We start from the raw sequence: 25,438 nt of genomic DNA, 5'->3' as shown, positions 1-25,438 counted from the left end.
TACCTAAAAATATAGTTTTAAGAAAATCCTTTCTACTGTACCTTCCCCCACTCTTCATCAAAATAACGAACTAATATCTGGTTGTCCAGACGGTTAACTTCTACGTCTTTCACTTTCATGTCTTTATTAAAATAGGACATCTGTGAAAAGTTGTAATCATAATATTTCAAACCAGGAAGCTTTCTGTAGGCTCTATTGTTGATGGGCTCAAATGAAGCCATAGAAAATCCCCATTCTCCAAAAGACGGAACATAGGTGTGATATGCGGCTGTGAAAGGGAAAATCTGATTGATTGTTTTTTCTATACACCAGAAAGATTTCGGAGCAAAATACGGCGAGGTGGTCTGAACCACAATTTTCGTATCAAGAGTCGTCAGTCTTTCCAGTTCTTTATAAAACTGCAGGGAATAGAGTTTTCCCAAGCTGTAATTGGATGGATCGGGAAAGTCGATGATAATGACATCAAACTTTTTTTTGTTCTCTTTAACCCAAATGTAGGCATCTTTGTTGATGACTTCCACTTTAGGATTGGAAAAAGAACTTTGGTTCAGTCTGCGCATGGTTTCATTGGTCTTGAAAAACTGAGTCATTTCACCATCCAAATCCACAAGCGTTATTTTTTTAACGTCTTTATATTTCAATACTTCTCTTGCGGCAAAACCATCTCCTCCTCCCAGAATCAGGACATTATCTACGTTTTTGGCCATAGACATCGCAGGATGTACTAACGCTTCATGATAGCGGTATTCATCGGTGGATGAAAACTGTAAGTTGTTATTTAAATATAAACGAAATTCGTGAGTATTTCTTGTTAAAACGATTCTTTGATAGGGTGAACTTTTGGTATAGACTACGTTTTCACCGTATAATTTTTCTTCAGAATAAGACAGAATTGTATCTGAGAAAAAGAAAAGTCCCAGCAGAAAAACAAAGGCAGCAATAGACTTTACTTTTAAGGAGAATGGTTTCGACAATTCTTTTTTAAGGTAGTAACATAGAAATATCGCAATAGAGATATTAATTAATCCAAAAAATAAAGGTGTTTTTACAATTCCCAACTTTGGAATCAAAACCAGAGGAAAAAGAATCGAAGCCAGTAAAGCTCCGATATAATCGAATGCAAAGACATTTGAAACTAAATCTTTAAACTGAACTCTATCTTTCAGAATATTCATCAGAAGCGGAATTTCCACTCCTACAAGACAGCCCGTGAAAAAGACAAAAAGATATAAAACACTTTCAAAGTGTGCGAGTGTATTAAACAAAATAAACAGCACTACAGAGCTGATTCCGCCCACAATTCCAACAAGGATTTCGATCTCAATGAATTTATCAATAAGATTTCCTTTGATGAATTTTGCAAGATAGGAACCTACTCCCATTGAAAAGAGGTATACCCCGATAATGAAGGAAAACTGCTTTACAGAGTCTCCTAAGAGATAGCTCGCCAGGGCTCCGGCCACCAGCTCATAAATCAATCCACATGTAGCAATGACGAATACTGAAAACAATAAAAGCAGCTCAAGAGGAATCCTCTTCTTATCCATGAATTGCTGCGCTTATAATCATTGAAATTCCGATGATAAATGCTCCGAAAACAATAGCCAGTGCTATATTTTTGTTCTGAGCGATCTCATGCCATGTCTTTTCCGGGGTAAGTTTTTCAATAATGAAATAGCATACCAGCAGAATAGCAATTCCCAAAAATGAGTAAAGAACCGAGTTTAATATGGGTAAGAAATTGATGTTGTCCATAGTTTTATATTTTTATTTGTGATAGTATCTGTAGAATCCAACTCCTCCTCTGGAGTGGCTTTTTGTAGTTCCGTCGCGGTATGTTTCTGTTTTGGCACAGTCGCACACCTGACTTCCCTGATAGGTAAGATATACAAACAGGGTCATGAAAAAACCTCCGATCACGCAGAGCATCAGGTTTTGTCTTATGTAGTTTACAATATTGGTCATCATGATGTAGAATAAGGGGTGTTTGAACTGTTCTTCCATTTCTTCACATTAAAGGAATGTTTTCCCATAAGCATCGCAACAAAGAGAATAATCATTATGAATAAAATAACTCCGAAGTTCCAGAATGAAACAGGAAGCCATGTTGCTTTGAGCTGTATATAGGTATTGTTTGAAATAGGATCTGTAGTGAGTCTTAACCCTTCAGTATTGATAAGAGAATCTATTTTTGAAGTTCCAAAGGATGCTTTCACCAGTTTACCCAATGCTGTTGTATCTTTTTCTAAAGTCTTTCCGTCTATGAAAGTGATAGGTTGTCCTTTATAGATATCGGTTACCTCTACCGTTCCTGATTTATCCCTGGAAATTAATACCCTTGAATCCGGTGACTGAAGACCGGAAAACGCGGGTAATAAAGATCCTTCTTTTTCTGCTGAAATAAGAAAGTGATATTGTCCCGAGCTTACTCCACAAAGATTAAATTCTTCAGACTGACTTCCTTCTGACCAGCTTTCCCCATCTTCGTACCCATGATATTGTTCGATATCTTTTGAAGTATAGACAATTTCGTTAGTCTTTTCATTCACAAGACTCAGCTGAACATTAGCCCAGGAATTATCAACCCCTGAAAATGCATTCACTTTTAATGGTGCCGAGCCTCCTGAAAGTGTAAAACTCTTGCTGACCATTTCTTTGTCTTTTACATCAGCAAAATTGATGGTCTCTGCAAAAACCGTTTCATTAGTTCTTGAGATGTACACATACAACTGAAGCAGACATATCATTAATGCTGCTAGACAAAAGATGTTTAAAGCCTGTTTCATATCGAAATAATAAGGCTGAACGATCCCAACTCCTGTATAATAGGGCATATTAGCTATTTTAAAAGCTCTTTTAACCTCATATTTTGAAATATGTACCCCATAAAAATACTGACTTTTTTTGCTGCTCTTCTCCTGAGAGATCATTCGTGTTCCATTGACATATTCTTTGTATGTAGCAATGCTGAAATCCAGGTGTTCATCAAAAAAACCTGTTGCTGCATCGATAGTACATGGAGTGTTTTCATACCAGCGGTAAGTTCTCCCAAGATAGGTGGGTAATCTAGAATCTTTACCTTTAAAATCATCAGGATGCATAGAGATCAGGAAAACCCAATGTCCATCACTCTCACTCAGGAAAGCATCATTTCCTTTGCTGTCTTTTAAAGAATATTCCCTCCAGAAAATACTGTTTCCGTATTTTCTGACAACAATTGATACAACGGTATATTCTACACCGTCAATATTTCCTTTCTGTCCGACATCCAAGACAACGTTTTCTGTCGGTATTTTCAAATGTTTAATCTTTTTATTTCCTGCAACATCAATCAGATGAGAGCAGGTTTTACAAACATATTCCTCGATAGGAAAATTGAGATCTAATGTATTTTCTGATTCGCATGCTGGGCAGACATAGTGCATTTTTTATCTGTAAATTTTGTGTTTCTGAATGGTTTTAGCTTTAAAATACTGAACTACTTCATCTGCAATCTGCTCTACTTTTGTGGTATTATCCTGGGTATAATTACAAAGAAAAACATCAAAAGTAAGCTGTTTAAATTCCGGCCACGTGTGGATACAAAGGTGAGACTCTTTCAGGATTACCGCGGAAGTAAAACTCTCATTTTCAAAAATATGATTGGTTACTCCTACAATTTCTACATCTTTGGTTTTCAGAATATCTTCTGTAAACTCCAGAAATCCTTTGCTGTCTAATAACAAATCTTCTGACTCTGTTTCCAAAGTCAGAAGAATATGTAAACCTTTACTTGATAATGGGTTCAATTAATTTTTTCGTAAATATATTATTTTTTTGGAAGAAAAACCTCAGCAAGCATACATCTTGCACTTCCTCCACCATTTACTTCTATAGTATTCAGGTCTGAATAAATAATTTCGCAGTATTTTTCAATAGCAGCCACCTGATCTGCAGATAAAGACTGATAGGCAGTCTGGCTCATTACCAGAAATTTCTCTCCGTCTTTATTTTGAACCTGAAGCATATTTCCCGCAAACTGCTGCATTTGATCTTCTGAAATTTCGATAATTTCTTTTCCAGAACCTTTAATAGTTTCTGTTACTTTCTCTCTTTCCAGCTCATCATCAATACAGTCCAGGCAGATTACCACAAATTTATCTGCCACACACATCATGACATTGGTGTGGTAGATCGGAAGTCTTTCTGTTCCTACGGTCTGAAATGAGTGGAAAACAACCGGAGTGAATCCGAATTTCGTACAGAATTCTCTGAACAGTTTTTCATCCAGCCTCAAAGAAACGGAACCATAAGCAATTTTATTATCGTGATCAAAAATCATGCTTCCCGTCCCCTCCAGGAAATGTCCCTGAGTTTCTGAGAAAGACCAGTCATCAATTTCAGCGACTTCAAATCCCTGATCTTTGATACTTTCAATAATATCTTCTCTTCTTTCTACTCTTCTGTTGGAAGCGAACATCGGATATAAAACTACTTTTCCGTCTTTATGAAAACTTACCCAGTTATTCGGGAAAATAGAATCCGGTGTGTGTGGATCTAAAGTATCTTTTATAGTGATCACATTGATTCCTTTTTCTCTCAGTTTTCCGACAAAGGTGTTGAACTCCGCCAAAGCTTTCGACTGGATATCAGAACCCGTTTGTTCTACCTGAAAGTAATTGTTTTTCGCTGTTTCAGCGTTATAACCGAATGCAATCGGCTCTATCATTAATACTGTATCTGTTGTTTGCATTTTTTTTGATTAAAAGATTGAAAAATTAAAAGATTGAAAGAGTAAAAACTCTCTCACTCTCAAACCCTAAAACATTCCCACTCAATTATTCTCTCACAAGCGGCATTGTAGAGCATCTCAACAAGCCTCCCATTTTAGAGATTTCTCTGTAAGGAATTTCTTCAACGGTCATTCCCCATTCGTTTCTCAAGTGATCATTCATTCTGGTGAATGCTTTGTCTGAAACTACTACATCAGGTGAAATGGAGAAAATATTCGGGAACATTTCAAACATTTCTTCATCATTGATGTGGAAACAGTTTTCTTCTCCGAAAATATCGATGATTAAACGGTAATCGCTTTCATCCACAAACCCGTTTTTATAAATGATACATTTGTCTTCCCCTACAGGATTAAATGTGCAGTCCAAATGCAGAATACCTTCAAACGGAACTTTATCGTTTTTCTTCAATTCCAGGTCAATGATTCTTTTCTTTGGAAAATATTCTTTCAGGATTTCAATGGCATACTCATTGGTTCTTGCCGTTTTATAGTTTCTGTAATCTTCACTGAAACAGGTTCCGATGAAGATAAAGTCATTCCATACGATTACGTCTCCTCCTTCAATATGTGCGGTTTCGGGAAGATTAATAATTTTTCTCCATGCTACTTTTTCAAAAACACTTTTGTAAGCTTCCTGCTCGTCTGCTCTGTCTGCAATCACATTGGAAATGATCATTTTATCATCAATAACAAAGGCTACATCTCTTGAAAAAACCTGATTGTAGTCTTGGATGATACTAGGGCGCAAAACTTCAACGCCATACTTTTTTAAAACCGCTTCAAAAGCGTTCATTTCATTGATAATATCCTCTTCTTTAGGATAAATGTTGTGTTCGATTGAGTAATATGACTTTGCGTCATAACTTTCCTCTAGTGTGGGAACTGCTCCCAATGAATTAGGCTGGCCTAGAACTACTGACTTCAGCCTACCCGTTTCGTTTTTAATGTTTAGTCTCATAAAGATTTATGCAATACTACAAATATAAGTAAAGGTCTCTATCTGTAAAACTTTTGGATTATTTTATACATTAAATTTGATTGCAAAAAACAACACTCTTCAACAAAATTTCCTTGTCTGTTCCGCCAACTGCAGTGAATAGTTCCAAAAACATCTACAACTTACTATTTTCCATCTACATAAGAAGCAAAAAACAGATAATTATATTATTTAATTTCCTATATTAGTGATATAATTTTCGCGAAATTATAGATCATAAAACTTAACTATTAACACCAAAAATCAAAGTCATGAACAAGAACAATCCGGTGCTGAAAAAAGCACAAAAATTAGGAAGAGATCAGCAAAAATCTGTAATGGGAGGCGCTCCTATTTCCACTGGCAGAAGATGCTGCGAATGGGATGATGCAGGAAACTGCTATATCTGGACTTGCGACAGATGCCAATGTCCATAATAAAAAAAGAAAACCTGCTTTTTTAAGCAGGTTTTCTTATCTCGTCCTGTTTTCTTCTTCTGTCTTTTGGGTTTCTTTGACCTGATATTTTGAACTGCCAATAGTATAACTGAGTGAAAATATCAATCTACTACTATCCCACCAATGGGTAAAACGGTTATCCATAATCTGTTTATGCCGGAATTCAAGCTTCTGCTCATATGAATCCAATAGATTATTAAAACCAATCTTCGTGTTCAATTTATTATCAAACCATGACTTCTGAACTGAGACATCTATGGTATATCTTGGTTTAATGAGGTAAAGGCTATTTCCAGTTTTAGATTCATAACTACCGAATAGATTGAGTGTAATTCCTTTTGGAAGGGAAAATACCTGATTCAATCTTACTTCATAATTATAAATATTCAACGCAAAGACCTCATCAAGATAGGGCCTGAATTCATAATTATAATATCCCGTAATCTGGCTGGTGATATTCCACCATTTTGTAATTCTGATCGGAAAACTGGTCTCCAAAACAGCAAAATTACGATACGGAAGATTCGTTCCCAAATATTCCAGTACATTGGTTTCGGGATTGTAAAGAGGATAACGGGTCATCACCTCTTTTTCTTTTCCAACAGCAAAGCTTGTGATCCAGTTTTTATGCCGATAGGTTGCTTTGATCTGACTGGTAAAGGAAGGTAATAAATAAGGATTCCCAATCCAGTAATTTAACGGACTGAAATAAAATCTGAATGGATTAAGTTGAGAGAAGACCGGTCTTGTGATTCTTCTGCTGTAGGAAAGAGAAAATTCACTGGACTTATTAAAAGTGTAACTTGCATTTAAAGAAGGCAGCCATTTCAGGTAACTTCTAGAAACAACAGAATCCATGGTAATGGCATTGGAAATACTGTTTGTGTTTTCAAATCTTAACCCTGCAATGATTTGAAAATCTCCAATTCTCTGTTTATAAGCCAGATAACCTGCCCATATTTTTTCTTTATAGGAGAATATATTACTTCGCGTAGGGTCAAATACAAACTGATTTCCCACAGATAATGTATCATACCGGATATTATTATGGGTATCAGAATGACTGTATTTCAGACCTGCTTCAATATCAATGGTATTTATTTTTTGGGAAGCATCTATTTGCGCAGTATGAATAGTAATTTTATTAATCAGGTCAGACTTCCAATAAGACAGTAGTTTCGATGTACTCTGATCTCTATTGATAAAATCATCATTCTGTTTATTTTTTACCGAAAGATAGTTCCCTAAAAAACTCAGTTTAAATCCGTTGCTCTGGAAAGAATAATCCGTTGTTATCCCATAGTTACCCTGTGAATAATCTGTAGGATTCTCACTGGCTGTATTCAATACCAATTGAGTTTCATTTTTATTGGTTGTGTAAAGTGATCCGTTTCGGATACGGTCGTTATTCCGGAAGTTTCCTCTCAGATTAATGCCAAACCTGTTTTTATCATTCAGCCTGAAATCAGCTCCGGTTTGCAGGTTGTATACTTTTCCAAAGTCTTCCTGATAAGTATGCGTACGCATGATATTCGTATTCGCCAAACGCTGTAAAGCATGATAACGATAGGTTGAAACTCCTTCATTATAGCCAGCCTGAACATTGTATGTTATTTTTCCGGTATGGTAAGATACATTGACTCCATTTTCCTGATAATTGAATTTATTGATGTATACATTGCCATTATAACCTGCTTTCCAACCGAGACTGACATTCTTTTTTAGTTTAATATCAATAATTCCTTTAAATTCTGCATCATATTTTGAGGATGGATTGGTATTCACTTCTATAGATTCCACCATTTCGGGGGATAAAGACCGTAAATAAGATTGCAACTCCTGATTACTCATCACCACAGGTTTTCCATCAATAAGAACTGCTGGAGTAATTCTTCCTCCGACAAAAATTCCGTCTTCCTGATCTACAGTAACCCCAGGAGTTTTCCTCAGGACATCGAGAAGATGAGTGGAAGTTTTAAAGTCTTTGTTTCCGGCAACAGATAGTACAAGATTACCGTCATTCAGTTTCATCTTTCGGGGAGTGGATTGAATGATAACTTCTGAGATATTTGTTGTAGGAGATTTAACCTCAGCCAGAGAATCTGGAACTTTTCCATTTACCTTTTCCTGCGCTTTTCCAAAAAATGATAAAAACAGCAATAGCGGTAAAAGCCATAATTTGATGATCATAAATTTTAAATTTTATGAAATCAAAAGTATCGGCTTGTGGTAGCAATACGGTTTTGAAATTGAAATTCCGCAGTACTGAATTATAAATTTGAACTCTGAAACCTAGGCTCAGTAAGGGTTTGTGACTGTTTATACAAAAGAGGTGTTGTATTTTTTATTTTCTTGAAAGTTGAGAAGAAAGTAGATTTGGAATTGAATCCTACTTCATATCCTATCTCTTCAATTTTCAGATAAGAGCCATTTTCTATTTTTTCACAGGCATTATTGATTCGGTATTCATTGATGCAGGTAGCGAAACTTTTCCCCAGATTATCATTCAGCAATTGAGAAAGCTGATGTGCAGACATATTCATTCTGGAAGCCAGATCACTCAATTTTAAATTCGGATTTTTATAAAGCTCTTCTGTATCCATTAATCTTTCCAGTTTTGAAACAAAACTATCCGCCTGTTCTCCGGAAATCTTTTTATTGGAATATTTTTCTGTTTCTTTTGCCGGAAGCTTTTGGTATTTTTTATTAAATAAAATCAAAAAATTGGCATACAGTACAAACGAAAACACAAGGCTTCCTCCTGCACAATAAATTTGTAACCAGCCTGTCGAAATAAGCTGATAGCTCAAAAATATAATCACATTGCTGACCAGAATCGGAAGTACAAAATTGTTCGGACTTTTATGATTCTGTTTAAGCAAAATAAAATATTGATAGACCGTAAGAAATATAAATACAGACCAAACGGTATAGATAAAAGTAGCAAAATAGTTATCCCACGTAATGGGAAATACCAGATATAATAAACCTATAATTCCTAAAATAAGGGTTAGTATTCCAAACCAGTTCTTGCAGTTCTTCCAATCAAACTGATCCTGCTGGAAGGAAGATTTCACATAATAGTATAAAGCCGGGCCGGTAAAAAATAAGGCTGAAAGCCCTAAATGTGCAATAATTCTGGGTAAATCGGGATAAAAATAAAAGCATACAGAAGTTACGACTCTTGAGCTTAGCATTAAGAGAAGAATTCCAAGGAAAAAATCCGGAGGGTATTTCAGTTTTTTAACAGACAGCAAATAAATGCCCAGCAGAAGTCCGTTGAATGCTCCTACTGCGCTGAAGAAAAATAACATCTGTTCTCCGAAAGTCATTGGGTATTAATTTTTTACAGTAGTAAATTTAATCAAATTATTATATCCGATTTTGTAAAAAATAAAAATATCTTTCTCTTTTTAAGATTATTGTTCCAGTCTTTTAAGGATGAGCGCCCGTAAGTGCTCTTCATGATCATCACCCCATTTCCCTAATGTAGCAATAACCGGAATCAATGTCTTCCCAAATTCCGTAAGCCTGTATTCTACTTTTGGCGGTACAACGGGATAAATTTTCTTAGTGACAAGATCATGCTCTTCCAGCTCTTTTAACTGAACATTCAATACTCTGCGGGAAGCATCAGGAATTTTCCTCTGTAATTCACTTGGTCTTTGAAATCCTTCATTAATAAACCATAGCAAACGAATCTTCCATTTGCCATAGAGTACCTCAGCAATCAGATCAAGCCCGCAATTCAGATTGGGTGGGATTTTTCTTTCGTACATAAAAACAAATGTAACACAATGAGATGAGATCACAATAGGGGATTAATTTATCCCTATGTGATTCGTAAGACCGTACTTGTAAGAGCCTGTCATACTCCTGAAATTTGTACAAAAAAGAAATCATGACAGAATCATTTCATTTCAACAACGAATTATCAGGTAAGATTGCTTTAGTAACGGGAGGGACAAAAGGAACTGGAAAAGCTATTGCCGAAAGACTGCTCACTGCTGGTGCCACCGTAATTATCACTGCCAGAAATCGGCCTGAAGAGATTAATAATCAACTTCATTTTATTTCAGGAGATCTGAGTCAGGCAAAAGATACTGAAAAGCTGGTAAGAGAAGTGTTATCTGCTTTTGGAAGGCTTGATATTTTAATTAATACATTGGGAGGTTCAGAAACGCCTGGTGGTGGATTCTCTGTTTTGAGTGATAAAGACTGGGAAAATACAATTCAGACCAATTTGTTAGCGCCCGTTCGTTTAGACAGAGGATTCCTTCCACAAATGCTGGAAAGAAAAACGGGAGTAATCATTCATATAGCGTCCATTCAGGGAAGGTTGCCTTTATTTGACTCTACATTACCCTATGCCGCTGCCAAAGCAGGACTGATCAATTACAGCAAAGGTTTATCAAAAGAAGTTTCTCCAAAGGGAGTTCGTGTCCTTACCGTTTCTCCAGGTTGGATCATGACTTCATCTGCCATCCGAATGATGGAACGTATTGCTAAAAGTTCAGAAACCTCGATAGAGGAAGCAACCCAAAGTGTCATGGATGCGTTGGGTGGAATTCCCATCGGTAAACCTGCCCAGCCTGAAGATATTGCAGAGTTTGTTGGTTTTTTAGTCTCTCCACGAGCACAATATTTAACCGGAACCGAATATGTAATAGATGGCGGCACTATTCCTACTGTGTAATCATTTAAAAATAACAATATGAACTTACCTAACATTTTACAGGAATTCTTAGAGGCACAGGAACTTTTTGACAGTATTTCTTTCTCTAATTGTTTTTCTGAACAGGCATCCGTATTTGATGAAGGAAAAATATATACTGGAAAAGAGGAAATAAGACAATGGAATGAAAAATCCAATAATGAATACAAAACCTTGTTTGAGGTAAAAGATTTTTCGGTAAAGGATGATACAATGGTTTTAAGAATCAATATTTCCGGTTCTTTTGATGGAAGTCCGATAATGCTGAATTTTCATTTCCGGACGAAGGATAATCTTATTACAGCATTAGCTATTACTGAATAGGTTGTAAAAATAAAGAATCCCAAAGCAAGCTTTGGGATTCTTTTATGGTATAAGCAAATATTATCTGCTTGCGATGTCGATGTAGTTTCTTTCCTGAGCACCTTGGTAAACCTGTCTTGGTCTTCCGATCGGGTCTCCTTTCAGTCTCATTTCTTTCCACTGAGAAATCCATCCTGGAAGTCTTCCTAATGCAAACATTACGGTAAACATTTCTGTAGGAATTCCTAATGCTCTGTAGATGATACCTGAGTAGAAGTCTACGTTTGGATATAGTTTTCTTTCTACGAAGTACTCGTCTTCAAGAGCTACTCTTTCTAACTGCATTGCAATGTCAAGAGCTTTATCCTGGATACCTAATGCTTTAAGGATATCATCAGCAGCTTTCTTGATGATTTTCGCTCTTGGGTCGAAGTTTTTGTAAACTCTGTGTCCGAATCCCATTAGACGGAAGCTATCTCCTTTATCTTTAGCTTTAGCAACATATTTAGATACGTCACCTCCATCTTTTTCGATCAGTTCAAGCATTTCGATTACTGCCTGGTTAGCACCACCGTGAAGTGGTCCCCAAAGTGCAGATACCCCAGCAGAGATAGAAGCAAAAAGACCTGTATGAGCAGAACCTACCATTCTTACTGTAGAAGTAGAACAGTTTTGTTCGTGATCTGCGTGAAGGATTAATAATTTATCTAAAGCATTTACTACTACCGGATCGATTTCGAAATCAGCGTTTGGTAATCTGAATGCCATTTTGTAGAAGTTCTCTACGTAGTTCAGGTTGTTATCACCGTGGTTTAATGGTAAACCTTGAGTTTTTCTGTAAGTCCAAGCACAAAGGTGAGAGAACTTAGCGATCATAAGCTCAGCAGCATGATCCATTTCTTCTTTAGAGTTTACATTCACTGCTTTCGGGTTGAAAGCTGTCAAAGCAGACGTCATAGAAGATAAAACTCCCATAGGGTGAGCAGAACGAGGAAAAACATCAATGATCTTTTTCATTTCGTCTGCGATGAAGTTATATTTTTTAATATTGTTGTCGAATGAAGTAAACTGATCCTGAGTAGGTAATTCTCCATGTAATAAAAGATACATTACTTCAGTGAAGTTAGATTTCTCAGCAATCTGCTCGATTGGATAACCTCTGTAGAATAATTCTCCTTTATCTCCGTCTAAGTAAGTGATGTCGCTAATAGTAGCCCCTGTATTTTTGTAACCTAAATCCAGAGTGATCAAACCTGTCTGGTCTCTTAATTTTGAAATATCAATCCCTCTGTCTCCGATAGTACTATCCACGATTGGATATTCATATGAATTACCGTCGTAATTCAATATTACTTTGTTGTCTGACATTATTTATTTATTTTTTTTAAATATACCACTTTCCATAAAATACGGCAAACTAAAAATTTCGCTTGCCGTTATTTATAAATTCGATTAATTATCTTTTGATTTTAAAAGCTTCCAATCCTGGAAAAATTGCAGTTTCACCTAAAGCTTCTTCAATTCTCAATAACTGGTTGTATTTTGCCATTCTGTCTGATCTTGAAGCTGAACCTGTTTTGATCTGTCCACAGTTCATTGCTACAGCTAAATCAGCAATTGTAGAGTCTTCAGTTTCTCCTGATCTGTGAGACATTACTGAAGTGAATTTGTTATTCTGAGCCATTTGTACTGCAGCCATTGTTTCAGAAAGAGAACCAATCTGGTTTACTTTTACAAGGATAGAGTTGGCAATACCTTCTTTTACTCCTCTTGATAATCTGTCTACGTTTGTTACGAATAAATCGTCACCTACCAACTGTACTCTGTCACCGATTTTATCTGTAAGCATTTTCCATCCTTCCCAGTCATCTTCCTGCATACCGTCTTCGATAGAGATGATCGGATATTTAGCAGCCAATTCTGCAAGGTAAGAAACCTGCTCTTCTCTTGATCTGTGAGCTCCCTTGTCTCCTTCGAATTTTCTGTAATCGTAAGTTCCGTCTTTGTAGAATTCTGAAGCCGCACAGTCTAATGCCAACATAATGTCGTCACCAGGCTTGTATCCTGCTTTTTCGATCGCCTGAAGTAAAGTATCCAAAGCATCTTCAGTTCCGTTGAAAGTAGGAGCAAAACCTCCTTCATCTCCTACTGCTGTAGAAAGACCTCTTCCTTTAAGGATCGATTTTAGGTTGTGGAAAATTTCAGTTCCTTTTCTCAAAGCATGAGAGAAAGAATCTGCTTTTACCGGCATAATCATAAATTCCTGGAATGCGATAGGAGCATCTGAGTGAGATCCACCGTTAATTACATTCATCATTGGAACTGGAAGTGTATTGGCATTCACTCCACCAACATATTTATAAAGAGGCATTCCCAATTCAGCAGCAGCAGCTCTGGCTACCGCTAGAGAAACACCAAGAATAGCATTAGCACCAAGATTTCCTTTGTTAGGCGTTCCGTCAAGATCAATCATAATCTGATCGATATAGTTTTGTTCGAAAACCGGCTGTCCAACTAAATTCTCTGCAATTACTTCTTTTACATTTTCAACAGCTTTAAGAACTCCTTTACCCTGATATTCTGAACCACCGTCACGTAATTCTACCGCTTCGTGTTCTCCTGTAGATGCTCCTGAAGGTACAGCTGCACGGCCCATTGCCCCGCTTTCTGTAAATACATCTACTTCAATGGTAGGATTTCCTCTGGAATCTAAAATCTGTCTTGCTTCTATGTAAGAAATTGCACTCATTTTTTATTTTTTTTAGTTTAGACAAATTTAATCAAAATTTAACTTTCAGGGGTATTTCACGGGATTTTTTTGAGATAAATCCGAGTTAAATTTTAGTTAATTTATATTATGATAATTCTACAAATTCTTTGTGGAGAATCAGGCTTTTAAAATGATAAAACAATGTTATAATAAAACTCCAGACACTATAAAATGCTGGAGCTTTAAAATTGTTTATATTATTGTATAATTACTGTATTTTACGTTTTGTACCGATACCACTAAAGAAAGACAGCCCAGCAATAACATTACCTTTTTTAATGAAGCTATTGTCAAAATCTTTGCCCAGAGATAATGTCAAGTGCTGGTTAGGAAATATTGCATAATCTAAATTCAAAACGCATTTCCAGGTAGGTTTCAAATCGGAGCCTGAGATAAAACTTCTGTAAAGCCCCTCAAAACTTCCTGTAAATTTTGAATCCTTTGATGAATACTCATATTTCATGCCCGCATCAAATGTTGAGAAGTTACCTTGTGGTTTAAAGTCATCTACTGTCATCCAATCATTTTTAGGATTATACATGTAACGCAAAAGGAAAAGAGGTGTTCCTGCTTTTTCAGTTGCATATCCTAAAACTGTCCATAAACCTGCATTGTAAACTCTTGAATTATCAAATTGCTTTTCTTTAAACTGAATACTTGTTCCCCCTGCAAAGTCCCAAAGAAAACCAGTCCTTACAAAAGATAAATCTGTTACTAGTTTTTTAATACTTTCTTCATGATTGACTATTACATCATTGTCGCCAGCCGTAAGCCTTTCGATCTTTAGTTTATTCAATTTTTCTTCTAGTTTTGTATACTCAGGCGTTCCTTTTCCACCTTCTTTAAACATTATTTCTAACTGTTTCTCAATTTTTTGTATTTCCTGATCTCTAATCACAGAGTTATTTCCGTTTATTAAATCATGTATTATGTTTCTATGTATTTCTTTTACCAACAAATAATTTCTTTTTGTTTTCTCGGAAACATCACCTCTGAAAAGAGAAAATTTAAAACCAAATGAAGTAAATATTGAATTGACTGGAAGTTTGCTTGAGCTACTGTCTGTATTTTTAACAGCTACAGAAAAAACAAGAGTCTGATTTAAAACATCTAAAGGTTTAGTATCATTAATAATATTATCTAAGCTTTTTGTCTTGTTTCCAAATAACCAATATGGTGAAAAATCCAAGGCAAATCCCGCTTGATTGTTAAATAGAGAAGTAAAATCCTGTAAATTCAACATTAGATTTGCAACATCCGTAGGTTTATTGATCTCGCTACTTGCAATTCCTAATAGATTTGAAGCTGGAGACGCAGGAGCTTTAAGCAGATCTACATTTACAGAAAGTGTATCTTGTGCATACAAACTGCATATGGAAAAAATGCATATTATAAGTTGAAAAATCTTAGTCTTCATTTTAAATAAAATTTATTTGTTGAATTATTTCACCTGTTTCACCCTTATTCAAAATCATTGAGGCTGAGAATAATTTACTTACATTTCCTGTTTTCAAAGTTACATTAAGAGTATAGGCGGTATTATCTTTTATAGATGATGCAACTGAATATATAAAAATCCGATTTCCTTTTAAAGCATTACTTGCTCCTATTGTGGTTGGACAATCTACTACCTCTATTTCAGTGGTATTATTTAAATAAACAGCATTTGTAACAATTAAGTCTTGCGAAATAACAGAAACACAAATTCCTATATTATTATCATTATCAAGACATTCGTAAAAATCTGTTTCATATTTGATTTTTGTTACTTTATTATCATTAAATATTTCATTCCCTTTTAATAGATCAAGTCTTTCATTAATGTCTTTTTTTATTTTGTTTTTTTCTTGTGCTTTCATGATATGTAGTTTTTAAGTTATTATTAATTATTTTCTCGGTGTAGGTGATAAAAGTCCGGCTAAGGCTCCTATTGCACCTGAAGAAATGGTGGCAAAAATAGTGACCAGCTGATTATCTTTAGCAGCACCATCATTCCAGTAAGCAATGAGAATAAGTCCTGCTATAATGGTAATGACTGCCAACCCGAGCATAAGTACAATGATTCTGTAGATCCAATAGTCTGTTTCTTTCGGGGTTTTTATTTCTACATTTTTAATAGCCTCTATCGGATTGGTTTTGAACTTCTCCTGAAGATCAGTGTTGTTTTTTAAAGCAGCTTCCAAATCTCCAATACTGTCGTTAATAAGAGTTTTCATGGCTTTTAATTTTATATATCAAATTTCCCTCTAAAAACAGGACCAGTCAATTACACAAAAGGGTAATTTATTTATAATGCTATTTTAAATACCAGACAGGTTCCAGAGTTTTCGGATATGATAGAACATTCGCCAGATAGTTCATTCATTCTTCGCTTCATATTTCTAAGGCCGTTACCTTCTTTCTGCCCATCGGGGATTCCGTTTCCGTTATCGGAAATTTTCATAGAGAAATTATTGTCTTCCTGCGAGAATGAAAGTTTTACAGTATTTGCCTGACTGTGTTTGTACACATTATTGACCGCTTCTTTTAAGCATAGAAAAAGATTGCGTCTCATTTCTGTGGAAATAGGTGTTTCTGCTATGATATTTTCACATTCCGAATACACCGCTATTTTTGTTTTCTTCAAAAAGTTTCCGGTGTAAAGAATAGCATAATCAATAAAGCTTCCTAAGGTATCATTTCCTGAGTTCAGGCTCCACAGCATTTCCCTCATGGAGATGTTCATTTCTTCAGAGGTTTTCAGAAGCTCATCGATATCACTTTGCAGATCATCGTCTTCAGCCTTCTGTTTCAGAAATTCTGCCTGAAGTTTCAATGCAGAAATTCCTGCTCCCAGGTCATCATGCATATCGTGGGAGATACGTTCCCGCTCCTGTTCCAGCACTTTTTGTTTTTCGAGTTCTTTCTGAAGAAGCTGGTTTTGGTGTTCGGATTCTTTGAGTTGTTGTTCTTTCAGGTAAAGGAGCTGTTTTCTGTTGTAAGTTAGAACAACAAGGATAATAAATAGTACAAACAGCATTACTACAATGATTGCAGTTATATATACTATCTTTATTTCTAATGGAAGATTCTTCATTGTCTACAAAATAAGCCTCGTAAGAATAATGAATACGTAATTATATTAACTATACTAAACACATTAGATATTTCTTTTAAAAACCCAGGATCTTTTTTATTAAAGAAATACATAGGAAACATTCTGAAAATATAAAATAGTGACCAGAATAATAATGAACAACTAATCCAAAAAAAACATAAATTTAAAATATCCTGTGTTTGATCTTTGCTTGATATTTTATTATAAAACCAAAACAGAGAAATGAAAAATAAAAAAATACAATATAGATACCCTGTAATAATTGAATAATTAGTTTTGGAAATGAAAATAAAAATACCTCCTAATAAAAAAAATAAAATTGTGGTTATTCTAATGACATAGTTATCATGTAACTCTTTATTATAGATGTATCCAAAATAAATTATACAGAACAAATCCAGATAATTATACATTCTTGCAGTTATAAAACTCGCTTTTGTTGTAAATAATATTTCTGTTATGATTGTAATTCCGAAATAAAACCAAAATAACTGTTTCCATAATTTTTTTTCAATTATGGAAACAGTAAAATTTGTAATGATTACAATATAATATATTAGATCAAGAATAATCATTTAGCATCCAGGAGGACAAAGACCATTTCTATCATATGCACCTATATCAGGTATTGGAATAAATTTGGAACCTTGATAATATCCCAATATCATTATGAATGTAAGCCTATACTCATAACTAGCCTGAATAATAGTTCCATCATCTAATTCTACATCAAAAATATCCCCAGAAATATGTATTGCCGGATGAAAAGAAATAACAATATTAGGATATTTAGGTTTTAGGTTTTCAAGTTTAGTAAAGAAAGTTCTTGACAATGCAAACCTAATAGTATTTACTGTATTTGGAATATATTGTTGAATATAGGGATCCAGTATTCTTTTTAATGCACCATTTTCATATGCATCTTTATACCGACCAAAATTATATGCAGATATTTCTTCTTTTACTATTTTATTAGTTATAATATAATATTTTTGGAAAAGTAAATCTTCAAATAAAAAAATGAGTCCATTATCAAGTTCTCCTAAAAAAATTTTAACATTCTTAGCATTTTTACCAAATAAATCTGCTGCTACTTCTCCAGAAACCTGCAATTTATTTCTATAAATATCCTTAATATTAGGAATGCTCTGGTAAGCAGTTGTCATCTCTGTTGCCAATCCGGCATTAATCTCACCATCAGACTCAGTTTGTTCATAGATTATATACTTGCTCCAATCTATGGATTCTCTTTCTATAAATTCTTCTGAAGTTAGCCTATCTATTTCCTGATTACAAAATGATTGTATTTCCTGTAATTTTTCAATATTAATAATTCCATAGTCTACTAATTGATGAATCTTGCCCGTTAAATTTAATAAATCCTGATTTTCATTCATGTTTTCTAATTTTTAAAATTGTTAAATTTATTGATTGCCTCCACCTTATTGTTGACGTGGAGTTTTCTGTAGATATTTCCGACGTGTTTTTTCACGGTATCAATGCTGATGAATTTTTTGTCTGCAATCTCTTTGTAGAGAAGCCCCTGGGAAAGAAGTTCAAGGATTTCCTTTTCGCGTTCTGTGAGTTCATCAAAGCCTTTTATTTCCGGAAGTTTTTTCTCGAAATGTTTCAATACCCTTCTCGCAATAGAAAAACTCATAGGTGCACCGCCATTGTATACATCGCGGATGGAAGAAAGAATTTTATCCATGCTTTCTCCTTTTACAAGATATCCCATAGCCCCTGCTTTTAACGAATTAAAAATCTTTTCATCATCATCAAAGCTGGTACACATGATAAACTGTGTATTGGGCATTTCTTTTCTTAATTTTTCTATGATTTCGATTCCAAGCATATCCTGTAATTGGATATCCATCATCACAACGTCAGGAGAAATATGGGGTAGATTTGTTATGGCATCATTACCATCAAAGAACTGAGCAATCACTTTCATATCCTTCTGATAATCGATGACCTTCTTCAACGCATTGTTGTAGTTTTTCTCGTCTTCTACTATGGCTATGGAAATGCTCATGACTTTGTTTGTTTGAAGCAAATTTCAACAGAAAACAATTTGAAATCAATTACACCTTTGTGTAATATTAATGTTTGAGTTTGAAGTTGTGATTCAGTCTTTTAGTTTTTACTAAATTTAATCAATTTTTGATTCCAAAAACAATATACGACTAAATATTTCACAATAAATTAAAAATAAAAACAAATAAGAAACAATAAACCACCTTAAATTAACAATTATTTCACAATCTGATTAAGAATTTACCGATCAAAACGGCTTACTTTATTATGGAATTTGATCCATTTAAAGAGCTGAATCCGATTCTTACCCTTCTTAAACCATATATTCCAGAAATGTAAAGTGCCAGCTAAGACCTGCTGTCATATTCCAATATCTTCCGGAATTTTATCATTTGATAAGAAGAACTGCCTCTCTTTAATTCCAAAATTTTCTTTTTGCTAAACCACCTATTCAAAGAGAAAAACAAAAGAAATATGCATGAATAACCGTTAAATTTTCTCATATTGTAAGGCATGATTTTTGTAAAATTAAATTATAAAATCATATTGAATATCAAATAATATAATCATGAAAAAAAGTATCTTAGCCTTAGGTGCTGTGTTGGCATTAGCAGTAGTCAGCTGTAAAAAAAGTGAAAGCGGAAACAAAATCGTTATCAAAACAGACAGTTCAGAAACTGTAGTTACAAACGATAATGGAAAAATAGATTCGGTAACACAAAGTTCTTCGACAGTAGATGTCAACGGAAAGAAAATTGAGAAAACCGATTTTGTTTATAAAGCTACAGACGGAACACTAGTAAAAGTAGTATTTAAAAATGATCCGAAAGAAAGTACAGTAGCCATTACCAGCAATAAGAAAACATTTACATTACCTAAATCGGAAACCAAAGGAAATGAAACGATTTACAAAAAAGATGATATGACGGCAAGGGTAAAAGGAGATAGTCTTCACCTTGAACAAGGGAATAATATTATTGAACTGAAAAGAACAAAGATCTAAATAAAAAATGTCCTTCAATATTGAGGGACATCTTATTTTATAAGTATTACAAAAAAAACCATCCGAAAACGGATGGTTTTTATATATATCTGAATGAATATTATTCTTCAGTTTTTTCTTCAGTAGTATCAGCTTTAGCTTCTTCTACTTTTTCTTCTACTACAGGAGCATCAGCAACAACTGCTGCTTTAGCTGGCGTAGATCTTCTGCTTCTTCTTGTAGCTTTTTTCTCTTCAGCATTAGGATTGTAAAGCTCGTTGAAATCTACTAGTTCGATAAGAGCAGTATCAGCAGCATCACCTGGTCTGAATCCTGTCTTGATGATTCTTGTATAACCACCGTTTCTTTCAGCGATTTTAGGAGCTACAGTTCTGAATAATTCAGCAACCGCAAATTTATTTTGAAGGTAAGAGAATACTACTCTTCTGTTGTGTGTAGTATCTTCTTTTGCTTTTGTTAATAGAGGCTCAACATATACTCTTAAAGCTTTAGCTTTAGCTACAGTAGTGTTGATTCTTTTATGCTCAATTAGAGAACAAGCCATATTAGAAAGTAAAGCACTTCTGTGAGAAGCTGTTCTTCCTAAGTGATTGAATTTTTTACCGTGTCTCATTATTAATTATTTATCAGCGTCTAACTTATATTTTGCAACGTCGAAACCGAAGTTAAGACCTTTTGAATGCACTAATTCTTCTAGTTCTGTCAAAGATTTTTTACCAAAATTTCTGAATTTCATCAAATCAGACTTACTGTAAGAAACCAGTTCTCCAAGAGTTTCTACTTCAGCTGCTTTTAGACAGTTAAGGGCTCTTACAGAAAGATCCATATCTGCTAATTTAGACTTAAGAAGTTGTCTTGTGTGAAGAGTTTCTTCATCGTACTGGATAGATGCTTTTACGGCTTCAGTTTCAAGAGTGATTCTCTCATCAGAGAATAACATGAAGTGATAAATTAATATCTTAGAAGCTTCAGTTAAAGCATTCTGAGGGCTGATAGAACCGTCAGTTTCTATATCTAATACAAGTTTTTCGTAGTCTGTTTTTTGCTCTACACGATAATTTTCAATGCTGTATTGTACTTTCTTGATCGGCGTAAAAATAGAGTCAATAGCAATAGTTCCAATAGGAGCATTGTTTGACTTATTTTGTTCAGAAGGAACATACCCTCTTCCTTTTTCAATATTGAAAGTAATTTCGAAAGTTACATCACTGTTTAGGTTGCAGATCACTAAATCTGGGTTAAGAACCTCAAATCCATTGATAGACTTTCCTAAATCACCAGCAGTAATAACCGTTTGACCTGAAACTTTAGCAACAACCTGCTCGTTAGCCTGGCCTTCTGCTGCAGCTTTTAATCTTACCTGCTTAAGGTTAAGAATAATTTCGGTAACGTCTTCGATTACTCCTGGAATAGTTGAAAATTCGTGCTCTACACCTTCTATTTTGATAGATGAAATAGCGTATCCTTCCAGAGAAGAAAGCAACACTCTTCTCAAAGCATTACCGATTGTAAGCCCGAAACCTGGTTCTAAAGGTCTGAATTCAAATTGACCTTTAAATTCATCAGAGTTAAGTAAAATTACTTTATCGGGTTTTATGAATTGTAAAATTGCCATATTATTGGGTTGAGCAAAAATTTGATTAAAAAATTATTTAGAGTAAAGTTCGACGATAAGGTTCTCCTTAATGTCCTCCGGAATCTGGATTCTTTCAGGAGCAGAAATGAAGGTACCTTCTTTCTTCTCATCGTTGAATTGTAACCACTCATAGTTTGACTTAGAAGCCAATGCATTGGTAACAACTTCAAGAGACTTAGACTTTTCTCTTACAGCGATTACATCACCAGCTTTTACCAAGTAAGAAGGGATATTAAGAATCTCTCCGTTCACAGTGATGTGTCTGTGAGAAACTAATTGTCTAGCTCCAGATCTAGTTTTAGCAAAACCTAATCTGAATACTACGTTATCCAATCTTGATTCACAAAGTTGTAATAGAACTTCCCCTGTTACACCTTTACTTCTGTGTGCTTTGTCAAATAAGTTAGCAAACTGTCTTTCTAAAATACCGTAAGTATATTTAGCTTTTTGTTTTTCAGCTAACTGAACTGCATATTCTGATTTTTTAGCACCTCTTCTTTTGTTAGGACCGTGTTGTCCTGGCGGTTGGTTTTTTCTCTTTTCGAAGTTTTTGTCATCTCCGTAGATTGCAGCACCAAACTTTCTAGCAATCTTAGTTTTAGGTCCAATATATCTTGCCATAATGGGTAAATTCTAAAAATTAAACTCTTCTTCTTTTTGGTGGTCTACATCCGTTGTGTGGCATAGGAGTCACATCAACGATCTCGCTAACTTCAATTCCTGAATTGTGAATAGATCTGATAGCAGATTCTCTACCTGCACCTGGACCTTTCACAAACACCTTTACTCTTCTTAAACCAGCTTCGTGAGCTACAGCAGAGCAATTTTCAGCTGCCATCTGAGCAGCAAATGGAGTATTCTTTTTAGAACCTCTGAAACCCATTTTACCGGCAGAAGCCCAAGAGATAACCTCTCCGTTTTTATTTGTTAAAGAAATGATGATGTTATTGAAAGAAGCCTGAATATGCGCTTCTCCAATAGCTTCAACTTTTACTTTTCTCTTCTTAACTACTTTAGTTTGTTTTGCCATAATTCCTAACGATTATTTACTAGCTTTTTTCTTGTTAGCAACAGTTTTTCTCTTTCCTTTTCTGGTTCTAGAGTTGTTTTTCGTTCTCTGGCCTCTTAAAGGTAATCCAAGTCTGTGACGTATTCCTCGTTGGCATCCTATGTCCATCAATCTCTTGATGTTCAATTGCACTTCAGATCTTAATTCTCCTTCAACTTTTACGTTTTCTAGGATGTAAGTTCTGATGGCAGCCAATTCATCGTCATTCCATTCGTTGACTTTTTTGTCTTCGCTGATACCGGCAGCTTTAAGGATTTCAGAAGAAGTACTTCTTCCAACACCATAAATGTAAGTTAAACCGATAACTCCTCTTTTGTTTTTTGGTAAATCAATACCTGCAATTCTCGCCATAATTTAATTAACCTTGTCTTTGTTTAAATTTTGGGTTCTTCTTGTTGATTACGAACAGTACACCTTTTCTGCGTACGATTTTGCAATCAGCGCTTCTTTTTTTAATTGATGCTCTTACTTTCATTTTGATAGTATTTATTTTTTAACAAGAGCCAAATGGAGATCCGAAGATTCCATTTGGCGTTTGTTTAATATCTAAATGTGATTCTCCCTTTTGATAAATCATAAGGAGACATTTCTAGTTTTACCTTATCACCAGGTAAAAGTTTAATATAATGCATTCTCATTTTACCAGAAATATGAGCGATAAGAATATGCCCATTTTCTAGTTCTACACGGAACTGAGCGTTCGAAAGTGCTTCCGTTATAACGCCGTCTTGTTCAATATGTTTTTGTTTTGCCATAAATTAATATCCAGTCGTTCTTGATAATTTAGACTGCATTAAGCCATCATAATGATGGTTCAGCAGATATGTATTAATCTGTTGAACTGTATCTAAAATTACACCCACCATAATTAATAGGGACGTTCCCCCAAAAAATAGGGCAAACGCATCTGTCTGAACAAAGGTTCCATGCACAATTGCCGGAAGGATTGCAAAGATAGACAAAAATATTGCACCTGGCAAGGTAATTTTTGATAAAATATCATCTAAATAATCAGCTGTCTCTTTTCCTGGTCTTACTTTTGGTACTAACCCTCCATTTCTCTTCAAATCATCAGCCATTTGGTTTACCGGAATTGTAATCGCAGTATAGAAAAATGAGAAGATAATAATTAATAGCGCAAACAATACGTTGTACTGCCAGCTAAAAACATTCTTGAAACCTGCAAGAAAAGTATTAGACTCATCGAATTTTGTTAATAATCCTGGTACGAACATCAATGCCTGAGCAAAGATAATCGGCATTACACCAGCAGCATTTACTTTCAATGGAATCCATTGTCTTGCTCCCTGCATAAGATTTCTGTTTACACCTCCTCTTGCTTGAGCTCTGCTTACATACTGAATTGGGATTTTTCTAACAGCAACTGATAAGATTACTGCTAAAAGAACAACCACCATCCAGAATAATACTTCAATAAGGATCATGATAGATCCCATTCCTCCTTTTCCGTTCTGCACGGCCATCTCCTGTACGAATGCCTCAGGTAATCTTGAAAGGATCCCCACCATAATAAGGATAGAGATACCATTTCCGATTCCTTTATCGGTAATCTTTTCACCTAGCCACATTGCAAATACTGAACCGGCAACCAAAATAACAATACTTGGTAACCAGAACATGATTGAATTTGGCTCTACATAATATGCAGACTGGAACTGAGCATATGGTAAGAATAATTGAGTAATAGAAGTTAAGTAAGAAGGTGCCTGTACCAGACAAACTCCAATCGTTAACCATCTTGTAATTTGGTTCAATGTATTTCTACCTGACTCTCCATCTTTCTGAAGCTTCTGAAGATAAGGAATAGCCATCCCCATCAACTGAACAATAATAGAAGCAGAAATATAAGGCATGATTCCTAACGCCATTACGGAAGCGTGGCTGAAAGCTCCCCCCGTAAACGACGAAAGCAAGCCAAGGAGACCTGCTCCTTGCTTGTTACCGCCTTGATTTTTATAATGCTCTAAGAGATCTCCCACCTCTGCAAGGTTAATTGCAGGAAGCGAGATATAAGATGCGAATCTATACACAAGGATAATACCTAAAGTGAAGAGAATTTTATCTCTCAATTCTTTAAGACTCCAAATATTTTTAAGTGTTTGTATAAATTCTTTCATTAGTAAGTATTATAAGGTAATTGCTTTTCCACCTGCTTTAGCAATAAGCTCTTCAGCAGATTTCGTGAATTTATCAGCAGAGATTGAAACCGCAGATTTCAATTCTCCTCTACCCATAATTTTCACTAATTCGTTTTTAGAAACTATCCCGTTTGCTACTAAAACTTCTTTCGTGATATCTCCAGTGATGGATTTGTTCTCGATTAAAGTTTGAATAGTATCAAGGTTAACTCCTCTAAACTCTTTTCTGTTTACGTTTTTGAATCCGAATTTAGGTAATCTTCTTTGTAAAGGCATTTGTCCACCTTCGAAACCGATTTTTTGAGAATAACCAGCTCTAGCTTTCTGACCTTTGTGACCTTTTGTTGAAGTACCTCCTTTTCCGCTACCTTGACCTCTACCAATTCTCTTTGAGTTGAAAGTAGATCCTGCAGCAGGTTGTATATTATTTAAATTCATTTTA

At 35.0% G+C, this 25,438-nt stretch carries 31 protein-coding genes; 4 read left to right on the top strand and 27 right to left on the bottom strand.

What is annotated here, in order from left to right:
• Window positions 1-32: 32 nt before the first annotated feature.
• From BUE84_RS01820 to BUE84_RS01790, 7 genes are all read right to left on the bottom strand, one after another.
• The gene (locus tag BUE84_RS01820) at window positions 33-1,547 is read right to left on the bottom strand and encodes a polyamine aminopropyltransferase (RefSeq protein WP_079240260.1); all 1,515 of its coding nucleotides are present in this window, start codon (window positions 1,545-1,547) and stop codon (window positions 33-35) included.
• Window positions 1,540-1,755, bottom strand: coding sequence for a DUF350 domain-containing protein (locus tag BUE84_RS01815; RefSeq protein ID WP_045491052.1), 216 nt, complete (start codon window positions 1,753-1,755; stop codon window positions 1,540-1,542). Before BUE84_RS01815 ends, BUE84_RS01820 begins: the two co-directional genes overlap by 8 nt.
• A 12-nt stretch (window positions 1,756-1,767) precedes the next feature.
• Window positions 1,768-2,004 (bottom strand): hypothetical protein, encoded by a 237-nt coding sequence (locus BUE84_RS01810; RefSeq protein WP_228421874.1) that lies wholly within the window; start codon window positions 2,002-2,004, stop codon window positions 1,768-1,770.
• Window positions 1,965-3,425 (bottom strand): DUF4178 domain-containing protein, encoded by a 1,461-nt coding sequence (locus BUE84_RS01805; RefSeq protein ID WP_079240259.1) that lies wholly within the window; start codon window positions 3,423-3,425, stop codon window positions 1,965-1,967. Before BUE84_RS01805 ends, BUE84_RS01810 begins: the two co-directional genes overlap by 40 nt.
• Before the next feature lie 3 nt (window positions 3,426-3,428).
• Complete coding sequence (locus BUE84_RS01800; RefSeq protein ID WP_079240258.1) at window positions 3,429-3,788, bottom strand: S-adenosylmethionine decarboxylase family protein; 360 nt, start codon at window positions 3,786-3,788, stop codon at window positions 3,429-3,431.
• 20 nt (window positions 3,789-3,808) lie between these two features.
• Complete coding sequence (gene ctlX, locus BUE84_RS01795; protein ID WP_079240257.1) at window positions 3,809-4,732, bottom strand: citrulline utilization hydrolase CtlX; 924 nt, start codon at window positions 4,730-4,732, stop codon at window positions 3,809-3,811.
• Window positions 4,733-4,817: 85 nt separating this feature from the next.
• Window positions 4,818-5,732: a dimethylarginine dimethylaminohydrolase family protein gene (locus BUE84_RS01790; RefSeq protein ID WP_079240256.1), complete on the bottom strand. Its 915-nt coding sequence runs from the start codon at window positions 5,730-5,732 to the stop codon at window positions 4,818-4,820.
• 290 nt (window positions 5,733-6,022) lie between these two features.
• On the opposite strand from BUE84_RS01790, the gene BUE84_RS24305 reads away from it, so the two are divergent.
• The gene (locus BUE84_RS24305) at window positions 6,023-6,187 is read left to right on the top strand and encodes a hypothetical protein (protein WP_158521335.1); all 165 of its coding nucleotides are present in this window, start codon (window positions 6,023-6,025) and stop codon (window positions 6,185-6,187) included.
• Between the two features lie 36 nt (window positions 6,188-6,223).
• Here BUE84_RS24305 and BUE84_RS01785 read toward each other — a convergent pair whose 3' ends face one another.
• The 3 genes from BUE84_RS01785 to BUE84_RS01775 form a co-directional block, all read right to left on the bottom strand.
• Entirely contained in the window at window positions 6,224-8,398 is a 2,175-nt protein-coding gene (locus BUE84_RS01785; protein ID WP_079240255.1) for a TonB-dependent receptor domain-containing protein, read from the bottom strand.
• A gap of 80 nt (window positions 8,399-8,478) precedes the next feature.
• Window positions 8,479-9,540 (bottom strand): helix-turn-helix domain-containing protein, encoded by a 1,062-nt coding sequence (locus tag BUE84_RS01780; protein ID WP_079240254.1) that lies wholly within the window; start codon window positions 9,538-9,540, stop codon window positions 8,479-8,481.
• Window positions 9,541-9,627: 87 nt separating this feature from the next.
• Window positions 9,628-9,987: a winged helix-turn-helix transcriptional regulator gene (locus tag BUE84_RS01775; protein ID WP_079240253.1), complete on the bottom strand. Its 360-nt coding sequence runs from the start codon at window positions 9,985-9,987 to the stop codon at window positions 9,628-9,630.
• 122 nt (window positions 9,988-10,109) lie between these two features.
• Here BUE84_RS01775 and BUE84_RS01770 point away from each other — a divergent pair, with 122 nt between their 5' ends.
• Window positions 10,110-10,904 carry an SDR family oxidoreductase gene (locus tag BUE84_RS01770; RefSeq protein ID WP_079240252.1) on the top strand — a complete coding sequence of 265 codons (795 nt, stop codon included), beginning with the start codon at window positions 10,110-10,112 and terminating at the stop codon, window positions 10,902-10,904.
• Window positions 10,905-10,922: 18 nt separating this feature from the next.
• The gene (locus BUE84_RS01765; RefSeq protein ID WP_079240251.1) at window positions 10,923-11,246 is read left to right on the top strand and encodes a nuclear transport factor 2 family protein; all 324 of its coding nucleotides are present in this window, start codon (window positions 10,923-10,925) and stop codon (window positions 11,244-11,246) included.
• Between the two features lie 60 nt (window positions 11,247-11,306).
• Here the strand turns inward: BUE84_RS01765 and BUE84_RS01760 are convergent, their stop codons facing one another.
• From BUE84_RS01760 to BUE84_RS01720, 8 genes are all read right to left on the bottom strand, one after another.
• Window positions 11,307-12,593, bottom strand: a complete 1,287-nt coding sequence (locus BUE84_RS01760; RefSeq protein ID WP_034694713.1) for a citrate synthase — start codon at window positions 12,591-12,593, stop codon at window positions 11,307-11,309.
• A gap of 88 nt (window positions 12,594-12,681) precedes the next feature.
• Window positions 12,682-13,974, bottom strand: a complete 1,293-nt coding sequence (gene eno / locus BUE84_RS01755) for a phosphopyruvate hydratase (protein WP_034694712.1) — start codon at window positions 13,972-13,974, stop codon at window positions 12,682-12,684.
• A gap of 229 nt (window positions 13,975-14,203) precedes the next feature.
• On the bottom strand, window positions 14,204-15,412 hold the full coding sequence (locus tag BUE84_RS01750; protein WP_145953193.1) for a hypothetical protein: 1,209 nt from the start codon (window positions 15,410-15,412) through the stop codon (window positions 14,204-14,206).
• Window position 15,413: 1 nt separating this feature from the next.
• Window positions 15,414-15,854: a hypothetical protein gene (locus BUE84_RS01745; RefSeq protein WP_079240249.1), complete on the bottom strand. Its 441-nt coding sequence runs from the start codon at window positions 15,852-15,854 to the stop codon at window positions 15,414-15,416.
• Between the two features lie 27 nt (window positions 15,855-15,881).
• The gene (locus tag BUE84_RS01740) at window positions 15,882-16,211 is read right to left on the bottom strand and encodes a hypothetical protein (protein ID WP_079240248.1); all 330 of its coding nucleotides are present in this window, start codon (window positions 16,209-16,211) and stop codon (window positions 15,882-15,884) included.
• Between the two features lie 71 nt (window positions 16,212-16,282).
• Window positions 16,283-17,071 carry a sensor histidine kinase gene (locus BUE84_RS01735; RefSeq protein WP_079240247.1) on the bottom strand — a complete coding sequence of 263 codons (789 nt, stop codon included), beginning with the start codon at window positions 17,069-17,071 and terminating at the stop codon, window positions 16,283-16,285.
• 596 nt (window positions 17,072-17,667) lie between these two features.
• Window positions 17,668-18,489, bottom strand: a complete 822-nt coding sequence (locus BUE84_RS01725; protein WP_079240245.1) for a hypothetical protein — start codon at window positions 18,487-18,489, stop codon at window positions 17,668-17,670.
• Window positions 18,490-18,494: 5 nt separating this feature from the next.
• On the bottom strand, window positions 18,495-19,127 hold the full coding sequence (locus BUE84_RS01720) for a response regulator (RefSeq protein WP_079240244.1): 633 nt from the start codon (window positions 19,125-19,127) through the stop codon (window positions 18,495-18,497).
• Between the two features lie 570 nt (window positions 19,128-19,697).
• Here BUE84_RS01720 and BUE84_RS01715 point away from each other — a divergent pair.
• Window positions 19,698-20,132, top strand: coding sequence for a hypothetical protein (locus tag BUE84_RS01715; protein ID WP_079240243.1), 435 nt, complete (start codon window positions 19,698-19,700; stop codon window positions 20,130-20,132).
• A 100-nt stretch (window positions 20,133-20,232) separates the two neighbouring features.
• Here the strand turns inward: BUE84_RS01715 and rplQ are convergent, their stop codons facing one another.
• The 9 genes from rplQ to rplO form a co-directional block, all read right to left on the bottom strand.
• The gene (rplQ, locus tag BUE84_RS01710; protein ID WP_034694700.1) at window positions 20,233-20,745 is read right to left on the bottom strand and encodes a 50S ribosomal protein L17; all 513 of its coding nucleotides are present in this window, start codon (window positions 20,743-20,745) and stop codon (window positions 20,233-20,235) included.
• A 6-nt stretch (window positions 20,746-20,751) separates the two neighbouring features.
• Window positions 20,752-21,747: a DNA-directed RNA polymerase subunit alpha gene (locus tag BUE84_RS01705; protein WP_062673617.1), complete on the bottom strand. Its 996-nt coding sequence runs from the start codon at window positions 21,745-21,747 to the stop codon at window positions 20,752-20,754.
• Window positions 21,748-21,780: 33 nt separating this feature from the next.
• Window positions 21,781-22,389, bottom strand: a complete 609-nt coding sequence (rpsD, locus tag BUE84_RS01700) for a 30S ribosomal protein S4 (RefSeq protein ID WP_062673615.1) — start codon at window positions 22,387-22,389, stop codon at window positions 21,781-21,783.
• Between the two features lie 19 nt (window positions 22,390-22,408).
• A complete protein-coding gene (gene rpsK / locus BUE84_RS01695; RefSeq protein WP_034694697.1) occupies window positions 22,409-22,798 on the bottom strand; it encodes a 30S ribosomal protein S11 in 390 nt (129 codons plus the stop codon).
• Window positions 22,799-22,810: 12 nt separating this feature from the next.
• Window positions 22,811-23,188, bottom strand: a complete 378-nt coding sequence (rpsM, locus tag BUE84_RS01690; protein ID WP_034694696.1) for a 30S ribosomal protein S13 — start codon at window positions 23,186-23,188, stop codon at window positions 22,811-22,813.
• Between the two features lie 7 nt (window positions 23,189-23,195).
• Window positions 23,196-23,312, bottom strand: a complete 117-nt coding sequence (gene rpmJ, locus BUE84_RS01685; protein WP_007839480.1) for a 50S ribosomal protein L36 — start codon at window positions 23,310-23,312, stop codon at window positions 23,196-23,198.
• A gap of 64 nt (window positions 23,313-23,376) precedes the next feature.
• Complete coding sequence (gene infA, locus BUE84_RS01680) at window positions 23,377-23,592, bottom strand: translation initiation factor IF-1 (RefSeq protein WP_027381317.1); 216 nt, start codon at window positions 23,590-23,592, stop codon at window positions 23,377-23,379.
• Window positions 23,593-23,595: 3 nt separating this feature from the next.
• Window positions 23,596-24,975: a preprotein translocase subunit SecY gene (secY, locus tag BUE84_RS01675; RefSeq protein ID WP_034694694.1), complete on the bottom strand. Its 1,380-nt coding sequence runs from the start codon at window positions 24,973-24,975 to the stop codon at window positions 23,596-23,598.
• 9 nt (window positions 24,976-24,984) lie between these two features.
• Window positions 24,985-25,434, bottom strand: a complete 450-nt coding sequence (rplO, locus tag BUE84_RS01670) for a 50S ribosomal protein L15 (RefSeq protein ID WP_034694692.1) — start codon at window positions 25,432-25,434, stop codon at window positions 24,985-24,987.
• Between the last annotated feature and the right edge of the window lie 4 nt (window positions 25,435-25,438).

The sequence above is a fragment of the Chryseobacterium indologenes genome (assembly GCF_002025665.1).
GTDB lineage: Bacteria > Bacteroidota > Bacteroidia > Flavobacteriales > Weeksellaceae > Chryseobacterium > Chryseobacterium metallicongregator.
This window is presented reverse-complemented; position numbering and strand designations above follow the sequence as displayed.